The 18726-nt window shown below is 64.1% G+C and carries 19 protein-coding genes; 12 read left to right on the top strand and 7 right to left on the bottom strand.

Annotation, left to right across the window (positions count from 1 at the left end):
- Nucleotides 1–40: 40 nt before the first annotated feature.
- Complete coding sequence (locus tag OK352_RS16985; RefSeq protein ID WP_265142716.1) at nucleotides 41–481, bottom strand: VOC family protein; 441 nt, start codon at nucleotides 479–481, stop codon at nucleotides 41–43.
- Nucleotides 482–744: 263 nt separating this feature from the next.
- Between OK352_RS16985 and OK352_RS16980 the strand changes: the two genes are divergently transcribed.
- From OK352_RS16980 to gltS, 3 genes are read left to right on the top strand one after another with little or no spacing between them, the layout of a single operon-like run.
- Nucleotides 745–1470 (top strand): IclR family transcriptional regulator, encoded by a 726-nt coding sequence (locus OK352_RS16980; RefSeq protein ID WP_265142715.1) that lies wholly within the window; start codon nucleotides 745–747, stop codon nucleotides 1468–1470.
- Nucleotides 1467–2405 carry a formimidoylglutamase gene (gene hutG / locus OK352_RS16975; protein ID WP_265142714.1) on the top strand — a complete coding sequence of 313 codons (939 nt, stop codon included), beginning with the start codon at nucleotides 1467–1469 and terminating at the stop codon, nucleotides 2403–2405. Before OK352_RS16980 ends, hutG begins: the two co-directional genes overlap by 4 nt.
- Nucleotides 2402–3604: a sodium/glutamate symporter gene (gltS, locus tag OK352_RS16970; protein ID WP_265142713.1), complete on the top strand. Its 1203-nt coding sequence runs from the start codon at nucleotides 2402–2404 to the stop codon at nucleotides 3602–3604. The genes hutG and gltS overlap by 4 nt, the downstream gene beginning before the upstream one ends.
- Here the strand turns inward: gltS and OK352_RS16965 are convergent.
- Complete coding sequence (locus OK352_RS16965) at nucleotides 3588–3956, bottom strand: histidine phosphatase family protein (RefSeq protein WP_265142712.1); 369 nt, start codon at nucleotides 3954–3956, stop codon at nucleotides 3588–3590. The genes gltS and OK352_RS16965 overlap by 17 nt on opposite strands.
- 173 nt (nucleotides 3957–4129) lie before the next feature.
- Between OK352_RS16965 and OK352_RS16960 the strand changes: the two genes are divergently transcribed.
- The 9 genes from OK352_RS16960 (at nucleotide 4130) to OK352_RS16920 (ending at nucleotide 13860) form a co-directional block, all read left to right on the top strand.
- Complete coding sequence (locus OK352_RS16960) at nucleotides 4130–5623, top strand: FAD-dependent monooxygenase (protein WP_265142711.1); 1494 nt, start codon at nucleotides 4130–4132, stop codon at nucleotides 5621–5623.
- Entirely contained in the window at nucleotides 5620–6252 is a 633-nt protein-coding gene (locus OK352_RS16955; protein ID WP_265142710.1) for a TetR/AcrR family transcriptional regulator, read from the top strand. The genes OK352_RS16960 and OK352_RS16955 overlap by 4 nt, the downstream gene beginning before the upstream one ends.
- A gap of 286 nt (nucleotides 6253–6538) precedes the next feature.
- A complete protein-coding gene (locus OK352_RS16950; RefSeq protein ID WP_265142709.1) occupies nucleotides 6539–7357 on the top strand; it encodes an IclR family transcriptional regulator in 819 nt (272 codons plus the stop codon).
- Nucleotides 7347–8372: an ABC transporter ATP-binding protein gene (locus OK352_RS16945; RefSeq protein WP_265142708.1), complete on the top strand. Its 1026-nt coding sequence runs from the start codon at nucleotides 7347–7349 to the stop codon at nucleotides 8370–8372. Before OK352_RS16950 ends, OK352_RS16945 begins: the two co-directional genes overlap by 11 nt.
- Before the next feature lie 25 nt (nucleotides 8373–8397).
- Nucleotides 8398–9540, top strand: coding sequence for an ABC transporter substrate-binding protein (locus OK352_RS16940; RefSeq protein WP_265142707.1), 1143 nt, complete (start codon nucleotides 8398–8400; stop codon nucleotides 9538–9540).
- Nucleotides 9541–9553: 13 nt separating this feature from the next.
- The gene (locus OK352_RS16935; RefSeq protein WP_265142706.1) at nucleotides 9554–11275 is read left to right on the top strand and encodes an ABC transporter permease; all 1722 of its coding nucleotides are present in this window, start codon (nucleotides 9554–9556) and stop codon (nucleotides 11273–11275) included.
- Between the two features lie 67 nt (nucleotides 11276–11342).
- Nucleotides 11343–12290, top strand: coding sequence for a succinylglutamate desuccinylase/aspartoacylase family protein (locus OK352_RS16930; protein ID WP_265142705.1), 948 nt, complete (start codon nucleotides 11343–11345; stop codon nucleotides 12288–12290).
- A 44-nt stretch (nucleotides 12291–12334) separates the two neighbouring features.
- Nucleotides 12335–12643: an antibiotic biosynthesis monooxygenase family protein gene (locus OK352_RS16925; RefSeq protein ID WP_265142704.1), complete on the top strand. Its 309-nt coding sequence runs from the start codon at nucleotides 12335–12337 to the stop codon at nucleotides 12641–12643.
- The gene (locus OK352_RS16920; RefSeq protein ID WP_265142703.1) at nucleotides 12640–13860 is read left to right on the top strand and encodes a metal-dependent hydrolase family protein; all 1221 of its coding nucleotides are present in this window, start codon (nucleotides 12640–12642) and stop codon (nucleotides 13858–13860) included. The genes OK352_RS16925 and OK352_RS16920 overlap by 4 nt, the downstream gene beginning before the upstream one ends.
- A 103-nt stretch (nucleotides 13861–13963) precedes the next feature.
- Here the strand turns inward: OK352_RS16920 and OK352_RS16915 are convergent, their stop codons facing one another.
- The 5 genes from OK352_RS16915 to OK352_RS16895 form a co-directional block, all read right to left on the bottom strand.
- Nucleotides 13964–14620, bottom strand: a complete 657-nt coding sequence (locus OK352_RS16915; protein ID WP_265142702.1) for an HAD family hydrolase — start codon at nucleotides 14618–14620, stop codon at nucleotides 13964–13966.
- 257 nt (nucleotides 14621–14877) lie between these two features.
- The gene (locus OK352_RS16910; RefSeq protein ID WP_265142701.1) at nucleotides 14878–15588 is read right to left on the bottom strand and encodes an N-acetylmannosamine-6-phosphate 2-epimerase; all 711 of its coding nucleotides are present in this window, start codon (nucleotides 15586–15588) and stop codon (nucleotides 14878–14880) included.
- Entirely contained in the window at nucleotides 15585–16475 is an 891-nt protein-coding gene (locus OK352_RS16905) for a carbohydrate ABC transporter permease (RefSeq protein ID WP_265142700.1), read from the bottom strand. The genes OK352_RS16910 and OK352_RS16905 overlap by 4 nt, the downstream gene beginning before the upstream one ends.
- Entirely contained in the window at nucleotides 16462–17427 is a 966-nt protein-coding gene (locus OK352_RS16900) for a carbohydrate ABC transporter permease (RefSeq protein WP_265142699.1), read from the bottom strand. Before OK352_RS16900 ends, OK352_RS16905 begins: the two co-directional genes overlap by 14 nt.
- 7 nt (nucleotides 17428–17434) lie before the next feature.
- Nucleotides 17435–18724, bottom strand: a complete 1290-nt coding sequence (locus tag OK352_RS16895) for an ABC transporter substrate-binding protein (RefSeq protein ID WP_265142698.1) — start codon at nucleotides 18722–18724, stop codon at nucleotides 17435–17437.
- Nucleotides 18725–18726 lie beyond the last annotated feature (2 nt).

Genomic DNA, 18726 nt, shown 5'->3' with positions numbered 1-18726 from the left:
CACGACGTGAGCTGAGCAGTCGCGTACGGGCGGTCGGTGGTCAGTTGATGTCGAACTCGTTGCCCTCGGGGTCGCGCATCGCGATGGCGTAGTGGTCGACGCCCTCGCGGTCGACCACGCGCGTCACAGTGGCGCCGAGTGCGGTGAGGCGTTCGGCCTCGGCATCGACGCTCTGCTTGCGCTCGCGCAGCGAGGTGCTGCGGCCGCCGCTTGCTCGAACGTCGATGTGCAGTCGGTTCTTCAGCGACTTCTTCTCGGGCACGATCTGAAACCAGATGCGCGGGCCCTGACCGCTCGGATCGACGATTGAATCGAAGTCGACGCCGAGCTCGTCTTCGGGAACGCCGACGCTGCGCCAGTAGTCGTTCCAATCGTCGAAACCCTCGGGTGGCGGCTCAAGCTGATAGTGCAGAGCCTCGGCCCAGAAGCGCGCGAGGAGCTCGGGGTCAGTGCAGTCGATGACAATCTGGAAGCGCCCCATTGTCGTCCTTCGCTCGATGAGTACCTCTGTCGTGACAGTATGCCGCCAGCATCCGACACCGGGACACACCGTGTCTTCCTGGCACCCGATGATCACTCTTCCCGGCCTGCAGAATACCCCGGTTTCGAGTGCGAGTGCGGCACCGATTCTCGCTACATTCGCAGTGAGTGAGAAAGATGGCACGAGGCGATCGTGCGCCGCTTCTAGGGTTTTGCGTGGATGACGTCCCTTTTCGCGAGGTGGCGTCTCACGAGGGGGTGCGCATGGCTGACGATGATGGCTCGATTGATCGAGCTCTCGCGCTGCTGGCGCTGTTCGGAGAAAGCGAGCGGTGGCGAGCAGAAGATCTGGCGTCGTCGCTCAGCCTGCCAGTGAGCACGGTGTACCGGATGCTCGGAAAGCTCACGTTGCGCGGCCTCGTGCAGCGCAATCACGGTGCTACGTATTCAGCGGGCGCCGCTGTCGTGCCGCTCGCGGAGCGCTATCGGGAGCGTTCGCTGATGCAGACCGCGATCAGCGCGCGGCTCGATCGCCTCACGGAAGACACCGGCGAGTTCGCGGCGTTCATGGTCGCCCACGGCAGCCACGCCCTCTGCGTCGAGGTGTCGGAGGGGACGCGGGTGCTGCGCTGCAGCTACACGAAGGGCGCGACCCAGCCGCTCGTGCGCGGAGCGACGGCACTTGCCCTGCTGGCGCACGTGTCAGACGAGGCCCGTCGCGCGGCCTACGACGAGCATGGTCTGGATGCCGCGGCGATTGCCGCTCTTGAAGCCGCCCAGGAAAAGGCGCGCACCGACGGCGTCGCGATCTCACAGGGTGAGCTCGACGAGGGTGTGTGGGGTGCGAGTAGCGTCGTGCGCGATGTTGCACAGAACGTGGTCGGCACGGTGACCGTTATGGCCCCGGTTGATCGAGCGACGCAGCGCGGTGCGCACTACGTGCAAATGGTGCGGCAAGCCGCACGCGAACTCAGCGGAGGTGCAGCATGACCGACAGAAGCGGACTCTGGTCGGGCAGACGAGACGGCGACGGACCGGAGCATGATCGGTGGCACACCGTGATCCGGCCGCTCGCCGAGAGCGCGGAGCCCGGAGTCGCGATCATCGGCTTCGCGAGCGACGAGGGCGTTCGTCGCAATCACGGTCGCACGGGTGCGCAGCGCGGACCTGCATCTTTGCGCGGTGCGCTCGCCGGGCTCGCCGCGCACGATCTTCCCGCCCTCTACGAAGCGGGCGACGTCACGGTGGAAGGGACCGATCTCGAGGGAGGCCACAGCGCGCTCGCCACGCGCATCGCCGAAGTCGTGCGCGCAGGGCATCTGCCCGTCGTGCTGGGCGGCGGCCACGAGGTTGCCTTCGGCAGCTACCTCGGCCTCACGGCCGTGCGCACCGACCCGACTCGTCGGCTCGGCGTCGTGAACATCGATGCGCACTTCGACCTGCGCGCGGCACAGCGGGCGACGTCCGGCACCGGCTTCCTGCAGATGCTGCAGGCGGAGAAGCAAGCGGGCCGCGAGCTGGCGTACACGGTGCTGGGCATCGCGCAGACCAGCAATACGCGTGCGCTCTTCGACACCGCTGACAAGTGGGGAGTCACGTACCGAACCGATCTCGAGTGCACGGAAGCCCACGCCAGCGGCATCCGGAATCATCTCGAGTCTTTTCTCGCCGACGTTGACGATGTCTATCTCACTCTCGACCTCGACGCCCTTCCGGGCTGGATCGCCCCGGGTGTCAGCGCCCCCGCGGCCCTCGGCGTGCAGGTGGAGACCGTGCTCACCATCGTCGAGACGATCGCGCAGTCGGGGAAGCTTGCGCTCTTCGACGTCGCCGAACTGAACCCCGACCTCGACCTCGACGGCCGCACGGCTCGCGTCGCGGCACGCATCATCAATCATCTCGTCACGCGAACGGAAGCCACGTGAATCTCGAACTCGACCTCGTCCAGACCTCGGCTCTTGCGATTCTGCTGCTTTTGCTCGGTGAAGCCGCGTGCGCGCACATTGGCTTCCTCCGTCGCTTCAGCATCCCCGGGCCCGTTGTCGGCGGTTTTGCCTTCGCGCTTGTCGTGCTCGCGCTTCGCCAGACCGGTGCCGCGACGATCGAACTCGACACCACGCTTCAATCGCCGGTGATGGTGATGTTCTTCACCACGATCGGGCTCGCGGGCAGCTTCGCCCTGATCAAGAAGGGCGGCAAGCTCCTCTTGATCTACGTCGCGGCGTGCTGGGGGCTCGCGATCGCACAGAACCTCATCGGCATCGGCATGGCACTGGTTGTCGGCATCGACCCGCTGCTGGGGATCATGGCGGGCGCCGTGAGCCTCGAGGGCGGGCACGGAGCAGCGGCGGCGTTCGGGCCGACGGCCGAGTCACTGGGCGCTGACGGCGCCGCAGCTGTCGCGATCGCCTCCGCCACATTCGGCCTCGTCGCGGGAAGCCTGCTCGGCGGCCCGGTCGCGGTCGGGCTGATGAAGCGCCACCGTGTCGCCGTGCCGAGCCACACCGATAGCAGTGTCGAGTCTGTTGGCGAGACACGCGACGAGGCGAGCTACAAGCAGGTCATCCCCACGCTCGCGGTCATCGGTGTGATCGTTGTGCTCGGCCTTCTGCTGGGCGACTGGTTCAGCGAGGTCACGGGGTTCGTGCTGCCCGGCTACGTCGGGGCGATGCTCGTCGCGGTGATCGCGCGCAACGTCAACGACAAGGTGAAGGCGTTCCGCATGCACGACGGCGCTGTCGAACTGGTGTCGCGTGTCAGCCTCGGTTTCTTCCTGACGATGGCGATGATGAGCCTGAAGATCTGGGATCTGTTCGCACTCGCTCTGCCGCTCATCGCGATTCTCGCCGTGCAGCTCGTGTTCATCCTCGCGTTCGTCTGGTTCGTGCTCTTCCGCATTCTCGGCCGCAGCTACGACGCCGTGACGATGGTCGCGGCGATGCTCGGTCACGGTCTCGGAGCAACGCCGAACGCCATAGCGAACATGGATGCGTTCAATGCGCGGTTCGGCGTGAGATCCACGCGGGCGTTCCTCATTGTGCCGCTCGCCGGGGCGATGCTGATCGACATCGTTGCGCTCCCCTGGATTGTGTTCTGTCTGAACTGGGTCAGCAGCGCGTTCTAGCGGCGAACTGAGCGTCGCAGCCTGGGGCCCACTGTCTATCGAGGTGGAGCAGAATCAACCGAGGCGCGCGCGTGTCGGTCGGAACGTTGAAGGCCATCAGCTGCGGGTCGGTGCCCGGAGTGAGGGTGAACGCCGTGAGCGCCGCATTCGTGACACCGGGGAACAGGGCACGGTAGCGGTCGAGATCGAAAACCAGCAGGTGGCAGATCAACAGGCGCATGAGCGTCGAATGCATGACGACGAGCACGCGGCCGTCAGGATGCTGCATCCCGCAAGTCGCGTGCGGCGCACGGGCGTAGGTGAGCCAGTCATCCCGGCGGTAATGACGAGGCCCTTCAGCGGTCGCAGACACCGAGAAGCTCTTTCACTCGCGGTGGCGAAGAGCGTGAACCTGCCGGCAACAAGCCGTTGAGCTCAGACGTCGACCGCGATCTGATCATCACGAGCATCTCTCGATCGCGGCGATACTCCGCGGGGTGTATGGTGTTACTGAACGATACCGTACAGTAAGTCATTGAGGGTGTGATGACGCAGGTTCTCGTGGTCGGGGCGGGCCCGACCGGACTGGCTCTCGCGTGTGGACTGCGGATGGCAGACGTGGACGTGCGAGTCGTGGACCGAGCGCCGCGAGCGTCTACGGCATCGCGTGCCAACTTTCTTCACGCTCGAGGATCTGAGGTGCTCTCTCGTCTTGGCGCACTCGGGGCGCTGCCTGACGAATCGAAGCGAGCGATGTCTGTCACCTCGTACTTGGGAGAGCGCCCTTTGGCCAGACTCCAGTTCGGTAATCCCGCAATGCATACAGCGGCTCCCCCGATGGTGATCTCGCAGGCTCGGGTCGAAGGTGAGCTCCGCCGCCGCTTGGCGGAGCTCGGTGTGGAACCCGAATGGGAGTCCCACGTCACGACGGTCACCCAGAGTCGCGACGATGTCGTCGCAGAGTTGAGCTCGGGAGAACAGCTTCACGCCAGCTGGCTTGTTGGCTGTGACGGGACGTCGTCTACCGTGCGCAAGTCGGCGGGCATCGGTGCGCCGGGAGTCCGCCTCTCGGAGAGGTTCCTCCTCGCTGATGTGCATCTTGATTGGGATCTTGATCGTTCAGGTACGACCGGTTGGATACATCCGTCTGGCCTGCTTGGCGTTATGCCCATGCCTGACCCCTCCGGCGACCTCTGGCGCGTTCTTGCATACGATCCTGATGGCAGTGCGGGATCCTCGGCGCCGATCTCCGAGGCCGAGGTTCTGCAACGAATCAGTGAGATTCTTCCCGAGCGCAGCTATCGACCGGATGTGCGAATCGGTGACGCCGAATGGCTCTCCCAGTTCACGGTTCACCGCAAGCTGGCTGATACCTATCGGGCCGGGCGTCTCTTTCTGGCAGGGGATGCGGCGCACGCTCATGCACCGTTTGGCGGACAGGGCATGCTGACCGGGCTCGGAGATGCCGAGAACTTGGCCTGGAAGCTCGCGGCAGTCGTGCGCAGCCGTGCCAGCGCGGATTTTCTCGACACATATGAAGCAGAGCGGCGCCCGCTCGCGAAGGACGTGCTACGCGGCACCTCGGCGGTGACGGCGATCGACGTCACACGCAGTGTTGTGGGTCGATTCGTGCGTGATCGCGTGATGGCACCGCTGCTTGGGCTGCCCGTGGTGCAGCGGAAGGCCACGTGGGCGGCATCGCAGATGTGGGTGTCATACCACCGTGGTCCGCTGGGGCGACGGTTCGGGCCCCGGCCACGGCCCGGAGCTCGTGTCGATGATGTGCAGTCCCGCGACGCCGACGGTGCGACAACCTCTCTGCATGCGTGTCTGGGCGGAACGTGGGCAATTCTTCGCCCACCCGGCGGTCGCGATGACGCAGTGCCTCCCCTGCTGAATGAGCTCGCGGTCGTGCTCGAGAGGACGGATGCTGTGGCCGAAACGTGGCTTGTGCGGCCCGACGCGCATTTGGCGTGGCGCGGGGTTGATGAGAGACAGATGTGTGACATGCTCGACTCCTGGTTCGGAATCGGGAAATGACGCGCACAGGGCGTCCGCGCAGTTCTGCCGCTGACGACTCGATACTTCGTGCCGCGCGTCAGCTACTCGTAGAGCGCGGCATCGCGGCCGCGAGCATGGAGGAAATCGCGCGAACGGCCGGGGTGAGCAAGGTGACGGTGTACCGTCGATGGTCATCTCGCGAAGATCTTCTTGCGGCAGCTGTGGAGTCCGCTTCCGGCGACATGCCGGGTCGTGCCTCTCCCGGTGCGGAGGCACGCGATCTTGACCCGGCGATGAGCTTTGCACAGATGTCGTCGCTCATTGAGGCTGCGCTCCCTGCAGCCGCACACACGATGGCCTCGTTCGAGTACCGAGCGCTTCTCGCGCAGGCATTTGGTTCCCGGTTCACGCACCCGGGCATCATGGTGGCGTTCTGGGACAATCACATCGTTCCTCGACGAAACGTCGCTATCCCCATGCTTCACAAGGCCGTCGCCGAGAAACACCTGCCGGCGAATACCGATGTCGAGAGTCTCATCGATATGACTGTCGGCTCCCTGCTGTACCGGTTGCTTCAGCCCGGAGAGATATCTCCAGAGGAGCTTCTCGAGTACCTGCGACGCATCTATCGTCAAGCGGGGCTGCTCGCCGTTCGAAGCGAGGGCTGAACACCAGCACGCCCATCGAAGAAACCCGGTGCTCTCAGGTCTTTCGCGTGCTCTGGGCCAGGTGGCTCTGCGGCCGCTGTGCCGAGCACTTCGCGACCTCGAGATGCGTGCCCATACGCGGACTGATCAGCGTGCGTGCTCAGAAGAGTTGCCTTCGTGAGCGGTCAAACGTTGTGATTGCCGATCGCGCCTCGCGTGGTGATCGAGGTGCGTCGAACGGGTCACGCTGTCGATTTAATCTGAGAAATGCTTGACACTCGCCGCGGACGTTGCCTAGTGTCCCGGTATGGGAGTTGCACTCAATGAAGAGGGACTTGCACTCAGTGGAAGTCCAAAGCCCAGCTACATGGGTCGGATCCTCGATTTGCTCGAGCTTGCCGTCATCGCTGATGACGCACCACTGACGATGACCGAGATCTCAGAGCGCGCACGCGTTCCGATCTCGACGACGTCTCGCCTTGTGAAGAACCTCGAGGAATGGGACTTTCTCGTGCAAGACGGTCACGGGAAGTACCTGCCCGGTGGACGCGTTGTGCGAATGGCTGTCGTCGTCAGCGCACAGCTGCACACCCCGCAGCGGATCGAGGCAGCGACCACGCGCATCACAGAGGCAACAGGTGAGAGCGTGACCGGCGGCCTCATCATCGGCGACCGCATCGTGATCGTCGCGCGCACCGAATCGGAGCATCCGCTTCGCGCGGTTCACCGTGTCGGCGAACAGGTATCGCCGACGGCATCCGCTCTGGGAAAGGCGATTCTGTCGCGGTCGGCCGAACAGCGGAAGCGCGAACTTGCCACGGCGTGGGAACGCGACGACAACAGCCCGCGCCTCGACGAGCTCGATGACGAACTGCGACAGGCGATCGCCGATGGATACACGAAAGACGAAGAGACATTTGCACCCGGGCTGCGGTGCAGGGCCGTTCCGATCATCGGGCAAGACGGCACGGCAGTCGGCGCAGTCTCGGTGGCCGGCCCCGCAGCGCGGTTCCGGCCGGAGGTCGCTGACGAAGCAGCCAAGCTACTCATGAAGGAAGCGGCAGCGCTGTCGTCTCTTCCGACTGATCACGTGACATTTGCTCGGGAGGTGTCGCATGTCGACTGAGATCGATATCGATGCGCGAAACGTGCGCAAGGTGTTCGGCGGCAACGTTGTGGCGCTGGACAATATCAACCTGCAGGTCGAGCGCGGATCGTTCTTCTCGCTGCTTGGCCCGTCGGGGTGCGGCAAGTCGACTCTGCTGCGGCTGCTGTCTGGGCTCGATGAGCCCACCGCCGGGGACATCTCGATTCGCGGGCAGGCAGTGAAAGATACTCCCGGGCACAAACGAGCGACCAACCTCGTGTTCCAGCGCCTGGCGCTGTTTCCGCAGATGACAATCGCAGAGAACGTGGCGTTCGGCCCCAAAGCGCACAAGCGCGGACGCGAAGACATCCGTCGGATCGTCGACGAGAAGCTCGAGCTCGTTGGGCTCGCGGCTCTGGCCAACCGGCATCCTCATGAGATCTCGGGCGGCCAGCAACAGCGCGTCGCGATCGCACGGGCACTGGCGAACGAACCGGCCGTTCTGCTGCTCGACGAGCCGCTGAGCTCACTCGATCAGAAGCTGCGCGTGCAGATGCAGCGTGCGCTCAAGCGCATCCAGAAAGACTCCGAAACAACGTTCATCTACGTCACGCACGACCAGCACGAGGCATTCACGATGTCAGACTCGATCGCCGTCATGAACAACGGTTCGATCGAGCAGGTCGGGTCGCCACGTGAGGTCTACAACAAACCGGCCAGTCGATTCGTCGCATCATTCGTCGGTGACACCAACGTCATCGAGAACAACGAACTTCCCCGGGGCACGGGGATGTCGAACGAACAGGGAGCCGTCGCCGTCAAAGCCGAGGTGATTCAGATCGGCGGGTCGCTTCCCGCCGGGCTCGAGAATCGGTTCGCCGGAACGGTGACCGACGTCTCATTCGGCGGGTCACGGGTGAGCTATCGCGTCGGCATCGACGGCGGCGCGACGATCGCCGTCGAGCGACCCGCGATCTCTGACTTCCATGCGGGCGTGGGAGAGAACGTAGAAATTGGGTGGCCATCCGACGCCGTCGTCGAGTTGAGCCGTTGAAGCAATGCGAATTGAGGGATCGATCATGGATTACAACGACAACACCGGGAAACAGAGTCTGGATGCTATTCGGAGCCGGCTGTCACGACGAGGCTTTCTCGTTGGAGCTGCCGGACTTGCCGCAGCCTCGACGCTGAGCGCGTGCTCGTCGCCGTTCGAGCAGGGCGGAAGCGGGAGCAGCGGCGGAGGAAAAAAGCTCTCGATCACGATGTTCGTGTTTCTCGGCGGTGACCTGGCAAAGATGCCGAAGGAGTTCGCCAAGGAGTACATGGAGAGCAATCCGAACGTCTCAATCGAGTTCTATGAGCAGTCGAACTCGGTGGGCTACGGAAAGATGCTCGCGCAGCGCAAGGCCGACCCAGAGAAGCCCCTCGTGAACATGGGCTTCTTCAACACCAACACCTCGATCCAGGGCATCGGCGACGAGATGTGGGAGCCGCTCGACTACTCAGCCATGTCGAACGCCGCCGACATTCGATCGATCTTTCAGCGCGACGACTCCCTGGGCATCGGAATCGGAACAGATCAATACGGTCTGCTCATGAACCCGGAGGCACTGGGAAGCAAACCAGCGTCGTGGTCGTCGCTGTGGGACCCCGCCTATAAGGGACAGGTCAGCTTCTTCAACTTCCCGTGGTACGCCGTGTACACAGCGGCACTCGCCAACGGGGGCGGGCTCGACAACATGGAACCGGGGTGGGAGCTCTGGGAAGAACGAGCCGATCAGATCAAACTGATCGTGGAGTCGAATCCGCAGTACATGAACGTTCTCAGCGACGGAACAGCTCCGTTGACCTCATACTTCGCGGGCACGGGCCAGCAGTGGATCAACGGGGGCGCGCCACTGGAGTACGTGGTTCCCGAAGAGGGCGCCATTCCGCTACCGGTGTTCCTGCAGTCGGTCGCCGACCAGGGCGACGACGAGAAGGAAGTCTGTCAGGACATCATCAACGAGATGCTGTCGCCGAAGTGGGTGACGCGCTGGGCGGAAACCTCCATTGAGATTCCAGCCAACGAGAAGTCAGAGACACCCGCGTCACTGGCCGACCTTCCCGCGTTCCAGCAGTCGACGGTCGACGGCCTCATGGAGATTGACTACGACATTGTCGGAACCAGCCAGGCGGAGTGGACCGAGCGCTGGAACAGCGACATCGTCTCGAAGATTTGAGATCGAGGCTGAAATGACTGCACAGATCTCGGCACCGGCGCGTCGGCGCGCGGCGCCGACGGCCTCAGGGGCATCTCACCGGCCTCGGTGGGTGGGGTTAGCGCTTGCGTCGCCATCGGCGCTGCTTCTGCTGACGCTCTTTCTGGGGTCGATCGGGCTGCTCGTCGATCAGTCGTTCCAGACCGACATGAACGCGGGCTCGGAGGCGACGGCGTCGCACTGGGCAGCGTTCTTCACCTCAACGAGCCGCCTCGCGGCGGTCGGCGAGACATTCCTCATCGCCGCGCTGAGCGCCGTCATCTCGACGGTGATCGCCGTCCCCACGGCCTACGGACTGCATCGCACGAAGAGCTCGACGTGGCGATTCGTCGGGATCTTCATCGTCTTCGCACCGCTGATGACCAGCGTCATCGCGCGAACGTACGGCTGGAGCCTGCTGCTGGGCCAGAAAGGCATCGTGAACTGGGCGGTGGGGCTCGTCGGCCTGCCGCCGTTGGAGATGCTGTATGCGCGGCCCGCCGTGGTCATCGCGCTCGTGCACATCTTTCTGCCATTCGTCGTCTTCCCGATCCTCAGCTCGCTCGGCCAAGTCGATGGGGCTCTCCGCGATGCGGCCATGGACCTCGGTGCGAAGCCCTGGACGACATTCCGCCGCGTCATCCTCCCCCTGATTCTTCCGGGAATCATCGCGGGAGCGCAGATCACCTTCGCGCTGTCGATGAGCTCGTTCGCCACCCCGTCGCTTCTTGGCGGAGGTCGCGTATCGGTTCTCGCGACTCTCGTGTACAGCGACGTCAATACAGTGCAGTGGCCGATGGCTGCGGTGACGAGCATCGTGCTGCTTGTGCTCGCGGTGATCGTGCTCGGCCTGTTCACGCTCGCGCAGCGACGCGCGCAAGTAGGAGGAGCGCAGGGTGTCACTGCCGCTCCCGGAGAGAAGGGGATCAAAGCGGGTCTGGGAACCTGGCTGGTCGCCGTCTACGTCTTCGTTCTCTCGCCCCTCGTCATCATCGTGATCTCGTCGTTCTCGTCGGCATCTTATGGCGCCTGGCCTATCCCCGGCTGGTCGACGAAGTGGTACACGAACCTGCTCAGCCAAGACGGGCTCGCCGAAGCCACGTATGCCAGCGTCTTCATCGCCATCTGGTCGACGGTCATTGTGCTGATCATCGGAACGATGGCGAGCGTGAGCTTCCACCGGTACAGGAGCCTCGTTCTTCGCGGTGTTTCGGTGCTCAGCCTCGCGCCCATGGTGGTGCCGAAGGTGACGATCGGTCTGGCTGCCTTTCTGCTTCTGAACGTCACAGGCGTGCTCGACGGCGTCGCGGGAATCATTGCCATGCACGTGGTGGTCACGCTGCCCTTCGTCATCATCGTCGTGACCTCGGCGTTGTCGCGCACAGACGCGACACTCGACGACGCTGCCCGCGACCTGGGTGCCGGGCCGTTGCGTGCGTTCCGGGCATCCACGCTCTTCGCGATTCGGCCCTCGCTGATCGCCGCGGGGCTGTTCGCATTCATCGTCAGCTTCGATGAAGTCGACATGACTGTATTTCTGCTGAAGCCGGGGCAGGAAACGCTCCCGGTCTGGATGTTCACCTACATGCAGAAGTACCAAGATCCAACGCTCGCCGCATTGGCCGCTCTGCTCATCGCTCTGTCGCTGATCATCGCCTTTGTCGCCGGGCTCTTCCTCTTGCGCGGGGAACGATCCGCGCTCACGTCGTCACGGTGACGACGGGCCGCCGCTTCGGCGGCGGCATTCACACCGACACACCCGCTACCAGATACGAAGGAGAATCATGGGTACAACTGCATCTCGCTCACTCGACTACAGGCACATCACAACGATGCCAACCGGCGCAGACATCTCGCTGGCCATTCACACCATCACGGGACGTGAGCCGGGCCCGTGCTTTCTGATCTTCGGCGGAATCCACGGTGACGAAGCCACTGCGGTCGAAGCGGTCAGGCGCATCGTGGAGGCCGTCGACGAGAACGAGCTGAAGGGCACGCTCGTCGCCGTGCCGGTCAGCAATCCGTACGCCTACGAGAGCATGACGCGTCACACGACGCAGGATGGTCTCAACCTCAACCGCATCTTCCCCGGGGACGCCGGAGGCTCATTGACCGAGCAACTCGCTGCGGCGCTCGTCGAGATTCAGGAGGGCGCTGACTACTTCATCGACTTCCATAGCAGCGGCCTGTATTCAACAGTCGATTACGCATACGTTCACTCGGGCGCCGAGATTCTGGCGCGCAACTATGGAACGTCGCTTCTCTACCACCACGACCCATACACCGGTTCTTCCGCAGAGATGATGCTCTCGGCTGGAAAACCGGCGATGGTCAGCGAGCTGGGAGGTGGCGGGCAGCTGACCACCGACTTTCTCGATCGTTCGGTGGCCGGAACGCTGAACGTGCTGCGCGCCGTCGGCATGCTGCCTGGCGACCCGGTCGACCCGCCCGAGCAGAAGGTCATGACGAAGCTCGTCACGCTGCGTCCCACGACGGGCGGGGCCGTCATCTCTGACTACGGCCCCGAGACTCTCGGTTCCGTCGTTCCAGGCGGAACCGTGCTCGGCCGCGTCGTGAACCCGCACACGTTCGAGGTGATGGAGGAGCTCGTTGCTCCGTTCGACGAGACCATCATCGTGTTGACAAGGGAACAGTACACACGCTGCGCGCCCGGCGACTACGGGTTCATGGTGGGCGACAACGGCAGCGTCACTACCGTCGACGCCATCTGAGCACGGCACGCACGGCATTTCGGTCACGAAAGAAGGGGAAATTCATGATCCGCACGATTCTCACGTTCGATGTTCCGCTGGATCGCATCGACAGCATCCTCGAGGCCTATGAGAGGGAGCAGATCCTGCAGCGCGCCATGGCCGAGGCCGGCGGCGTCGCGACGGACATCTCCGTCGCCACCGACGGCTCGGGACGTGTGCTCGTGACAGCGTTGTGGCCAGACGAAGCCGCATACCAGCGGTGGGTCGACAACCCATTCCGCGCGGAATCGAACGGCCGATTGGGGGAGCTCATGAACGGCGTCGTCGGCATCGGCCAGACGTTCCGTGTCATGAGCGGTGCAGAAGGATGACGGGGAATCTGACGATCACCAATGCTCTCGTGTTCGACGGCACATCGCCTGACCTCGTCGAGGGCACCATCGAGGTGCGCGGTGGCCGCATCGCCACAATTGGGGGTGCTTCGAGCGGTGAGACGGTTGTGGATGCCGGGGGGCGCGTCGTCATGCCGGGGCTCATCGATGCGCATTTTCACGCATACGGCATCACGCTCAACGGGTTCTTCAACGATCACGCGCCGCTGAGCTACGTCGCACTTGTCGGTGCGACGCGGGTGCGCGCCGCCCTCCGGCGCGGGTTCACGACGGTGCGCGATGTTGCGGGGGGAGATAAGGGGTTCGCGATGGCCCTCGATAAGCACGTCATCGAGGGCCCGCGATACCTCTATACCGGGCCGGCGCTCAGCCAGACGGGAGGTCATGGTGACCCGCGTTCCGACGAGATGGAGCTGGATTTCTGCGGGGGGCATTCCAATCAGATCGTCGACGGCGTTGCCGATCTGCGCCGCGTGGTGCGCGACAGGTTCCGCACCGGTGCGCACGCGATCAAGATCATGGCGTCGGGCGGCGTGATCTCGCCCGTCGACCCGCTCGAGATCCCGCAGTACTCGGCTGACGAGATTCAGGCGGTGGCCGATGAGGCCGCGCGGCGAGGCAGCTATGTTGCAGCGCACGCCTACTCGGCCGAGGCAGTGCAGCACGCCGTCGCGAACGGTGTGAGGTCGATCGAGCACGGCAACTTGATGGATGCCGAGGCGGCACGAGCGATGGCGGATACCGGAAGCACGCTGGTGCCCACCCTCATCGCGTACGACGCCATGCGGCGCCGTGGTGCCGAGCTCGGGCTCCCCGAGACTGCGCAGCAGAAGAACAAAGAGGTATTCGCCTCGGGGCAGCGGGCGATTGAGCTCGCGCGGGGCGCTGGCGTGAAGATCGCCTACGGCTCTGATCTGCTCGGCGGGCTCGAAGAGGAACAATTGAACGGCCTGCGGCTGCAGGCCGAGATTCTGGGCACACTCGAGACGCTGACGTCGGTGACCTCAGTGGGAGCCGGCCTGATCAGGCGGCCCGACCTGGGCATCATCGCCGAGGATGCTGTCGCGGACTTGCTCATTCTCGACGGCAACCCCCTCGACGACATCGATGCCCTCGTCGACGCGGACCGCCCGCGCACTGTCATTCAGGCCGGGCGTGTGGTGCACGACAGCCTCGGGTCTCGGAGCACGCAGTAACGATTGCGGCATGCGCCGCGGCAGGCAACAGGATGCCGCGGCGCACCGCGTCACTTGAGGGCAGACACAGTCGTCGAGATGAGGTCCTGACGGCAGCGACGCGCTAGTTCGAGAGCTCGTCGACGAGGGCGGGGAGATCGGCCATCGAACGGAAGACCGTGATGTCTGGGCGGTCGAACCAGCCCGAGGGCGTCATGTCGGTCTCGTAGGCGAGCACGGTCATGCCCGCTGCACGCGCCGCCTGCACGCCGAACTTGCTGTCTTCCACAGCAATGCAACGCTCCGGTGCCACGCCCAGCGTTTCGGCTGCTTTCAGGTAGACATCGGGCGCCGGCTTCCCGTTCGGCACGTCTTCTGCGCTGCAGATGCGCCCCTCGAAGCGGTCAAAGAGACCGACAGTCGTGAGCGACGAGCGAATGCGCTCGTGCATGCTGTTCGACGCCACCGCCGTGGGGAGCTCAATGCGGTCGAGGGCGTGCGAGATGCCTTCGATCTCACGAAGGTCTTCTGCGAACGCCTTCTCGTACCACGGGTCATACGGCACAGCCCAGTCTGGCTCGAGCGTGCGGCCGATGTTCTTCTCGATCTGCGCGATGTAGTACTCGTGCGAGCATCCCATGAATGTCTCGACGAGCGTGGGCATCTCGGCTTCCCACCCCAGGTCGGCAAGAACCTTCTGCCCGATCGTCAACGACAGCACTTCGCTGTCGACGAGCACTCCATCGCAGTCGAACACGACAGCACCAATGTCACTTCGCACGGGATATCCGTTCTCGGCCGTCACGGCCGCTTAGATTCTCGGTCGCGCACATCAACGTTGCGACGCGCGAACGACGTTCGCGCTCATCGCGGCCATCCTACTGAGCGAGTCTCAACCCGAGCCGGGTAGGAGGCGACGCGCTCACGAAAGTGATTGGTACGGCCGCGTCGTCGCGCACGAAATTCGAGTCTGGGCGGGAAAACTTCACAGCCGAGTCTTGGAGGCCTTCGGGGTTTTTGGAACGGAGCGCGCCGCGGCTAACTGCCCGAGACAGCACGGGATGCCGCTGCCGAACGCGCTTCCGTGACAGCCCTCGCATAGCGGGCCGACGTGATGAGGGGGTCTGTGAGGGCGCGGCCCACCACCGCTGCATAGGCGCCGAGCGAGAGCGCGTGCACCACGTCGGCGGGGGTGCGCAGGCGGCCCTCGGCGATGACACGGATGCCGCGGGCGACGAGCTGCTCGATGAGCGCGAAGTCAGGCGCTTCGGTGTCGCCGTGCGTATACGGGGTGTAGCCCGACAGCGTCGTGCCGACGACGTCGGCACCGGCATCCGTCGCCCGTGTTCCCTCGTCAAGCGTCGACACGTCGGCCATGACGGGCAGGCCTGTGAGCTCGCGCACCGCACCGATGATCGAGAGGTCGCCGCCGCGCAGCTCGCGCGACACGTCGAGGGCGATGATATCGGCACCGGCCTGCGCAAGAGCAATGGCATGCTCGACGAGCGGCGTGATGACATCGCGGTTCTCGCCCGGCACCTTGTGCAGGCCGATGATCGGCAGATCGGTGATCTCGCGCACCGCGCGGATGTCTTCTGGCGAGTTGATGCGCAGCCCGTTGGCACCGCCGAGCACCGTCGCCTGCGCGAGCGCCGCGATCATGCGGCTGTCGCGCAGCGGGCTGCCGTCGTCTGCCTGCACCGAGGCGATGAAGCCGTGCTCGAGCCGGGCGATGGTGTCGTGTGTCATTTGATAGCTCCTGCGCTGATGCCGCCGATGAAGAACTTCTGGCCAATGAGAAAGATGATCAGCGCTGGAATGGTGAACATCGTGCACGCGGCCATGAGCGGGCCCCACGCCACGTCGTTCTCGCCGAAGAACGCATAGAGGCCGATCGACAGGGTGTACGTCGACTCGTCGTTGAGGTAGATGAGCGGGTTGAGAAAGTCGGTCCACGCCCACACGAACTGGAAGACCGCCGCCGTGACGATCGCCGGCCGGGCGATGGGCAGCACGATGGTGGCATAGGTGCGCAGCTCGGATGCCCCGTCAAGCCGCGCCGCCTCAAGAAGGTCGTCGGGCACATTCATGAGGAACTGCCGAATCAGGAAGATGAAGAACGGGGTGCCGAGGAACGCCGGAACCACGAGCGGCAGATAGGTGTTCGTCGCGCCGACGCCGTTCCAGATGAGAAACAGCGGAATCAGCGTCACCTGCGGCGGCAGCATCATGGTGGCGAGCACCATGATGAACAGCGGCTTCGCCCCCGCCCAGCGCACCTTCGACAGCGCGTACGCGACGAGTGGGCACGACAGCGCCGTGCCGAGAACGCTGAGCCCCGCGACGAGCATGGTGTTGCCGAGGTAGCGCCACACGGGAATCTGATCGAACGCTGTAGCGAAGTTGTTGAACGTCCACTCGCTGGGGATCAGCGTCGGCGGTGAGCTGAAGACATCCTGCGGAGACTTGAGCGCCGTCGAGATCATGACCAAGAGCGGAAAGATGAAGACCAGCGCGAGAGCGATGACGAGACCGTGCTGCCGCAGCCGACGGAGAATCTTCGGCGTGCGCCTGGTCGCCGGCAGCTCGCGCGGCGACGCGGCATCCGTCATGATCTGCGTTTCACTTTGAGCCATAGTGCACCCACCGTTTCGACGAGGCCAGCACAACGAGTGTGACGATGAGCGTGACGATGAACAGCACCCAGGCCATGGCGGAGGCGTAGCCCATCTTCAGGTACACGAACGCATTCTGGTAGAGGTACATGGCATACGTCAGCATCGACTGGTCGGGGCCGGAGCTGATGTTGTTGAGGCGTTCCTGCGCGAGCACGTATGGCTCGGTGAAGATCTGCAGGTACGCGATGAGGCACACGATCACCTGGAAGAGCGTGACAGGCGAGACCGTCGGCCAGGTCACGTTGAGAAAGCGACGCCACGGGCCAGCACCATCGATGGATGCCGCCTCATAGAGTTCGTGCGGAACATCCTTGAGCGCGGCGAGGTAGATGATCATGGTGCCGCCGACCGTCCAGAGCACGACGAGCACGATCGCCGGCTTCGTCCAATCGGGCTCCTGCAGCCAGCTGGGCCCTGAGATGCCGAACCACGAGAGGAAGTAGTTGACGAAGCCGTACTGCGTGTTGAGCAGCCACCGCCAGAGATAGCCTCCGACGACGATCGGGATGATCGAGGGCAGATAGATGACGGCCCGGTAGAGCGGCTGCCCCTTGATAGGAGTGTTGAGCAGGTGCGCCCCACCCAGCGCGATGGCGATGGTGAGGGGCACACCCATGACGGCGAGCACGAGCGTGTTGGCGAGCGACTTCCAGAACACGTCGTCGTTCGCCATCTGCTCGTAATTGTCGAGCCCGACCCAGTCAGGCGACTGGAAGAGGTTGAAATCGGTGAAGCTGTAGTACCCCGACGCGAGGATCGGGTACGCGAACAGCCCGAGAAACCCGACGATGAAGGGCGACGCGAACGCCACGCCGATCCAGAATGACCGGCGCCGCGTGCGCGGGCGCTTCGGCGCGAGATCGCGCGCCGTCTGGCGTGCCTCAGAACGCCGCCGTGTGAGCATCGACATCGGTTGATCAGCTCGTGTAGCTCTTCGACCGCGACTTCACGTAGTCGAGCGCTTTCTCAGCGTTCGACTTGCCGCGCACCACATCATCGAATGCGTTGCCGAGGTCGGTCTGATACTCGGCACCATACGGTGCGCTCGAGAGCGACTGCGCGTTCGGGCTGGTCAGGGCGTCGCCCCACACCTCGAAGTTCGGCAGATCACCATAGGCATCGCTGTCGAGCAGCGACGTGCGCGCGGGGAGGTTGCCGAGGGTGAGGCTGAACTTCTCCATGACCTCGGGGCTCAGCAGGTACGCGAGAAACTGCGCGGCCTCATCTTTGTGCTTGGAGTTTGTCGGAATGAAGAGCGTGCTCGACGTGACCTGCGTGGAGTTCTCGAGCTCGGGCGTCGCTGCGGGAATCGAGGTGACACCCCAGTCAAGATCGGGAGCAACCTCAGAGGCGGATGCTGCGCGCCACTCCCCATCGATGATCATCGCGGCCTTGCCGCTGAAGAACGAGTCCTCCGCCGACAGGTACTGCCCTTCGCCTGCCTTGAAGTCGGCGAGGTTGTCGGCGCCGACGAGGTCGACGACGTTCTTCTGCCACCAGTCGACTGCCTCGATGTTGCCCGCGTCGGTGGGCGTCGGGCCGTTCTCGTCGCTCCACGAGCCGCCGAACGCGAAGCCCAGTGTGGTGAGCGTCGTCGTCGTGTTCGCATCGCCGATGCCGATCTGCGAGATCTTGCCCGAGTCGTCGGTGACGGTGAGCTTCTCGACGGCATCCGCGAGCTCGTCCATTGTGGTGGGCGGCTCGACGCCGGCCTCGTCGAGGAGCGTCTTGTTGTAGAGCAGCTGGAAGCTGTGCACCGCGATGGGCAGTGCGTAGGTCTGGCCGTCGTGCGTCATCTGCTCGAGTGCGGCGGGGGCGAAGTCGTCGATGTCGATGTTCTCTGACTCGATGTACTCGTCGAGCGGGGCGAGCACGCCCTTGGCCGCCCACGAGCCGACGTTCTCGCCGAAGTTGTCTGAGATGTCGAACGATCCATTCGACGACGACATCGAGGTGAGCTGCTTCTGCTGGTCGGGGCTCGAGACGCCCTTCACGACGATCTCGTCTTGACTGTCGTTGAAGTCGTCGATGATCGTCTCGAGAACCTCGGCCTCGGGGCCAGACCAGAGGTACGAGAACTTGAGAGTCGTCGGCCCGTCTGCGTCGCCCCCGCCCGAGCATCCTGCGAGCGCGAGCGCTGCTGTCGTGGCAATCGCGATCACGCCGAGGCGACGTGAGCGAGAGGTGGTGAAGAAGCTGTTCTTCATGG

The organism is Microbacterium sp. MPKO10, assembly GCF_026107415.2.
Taxonomy (GTDB): domain Bacteria; phylum Actinomycetota; class Actinomycetes; order Actinomycetales; family Microbacteriaceae; genus Paramicrobacterium.
This window is presented reverse-complemented; position numbering and strand designations above follow the sequence as displayed.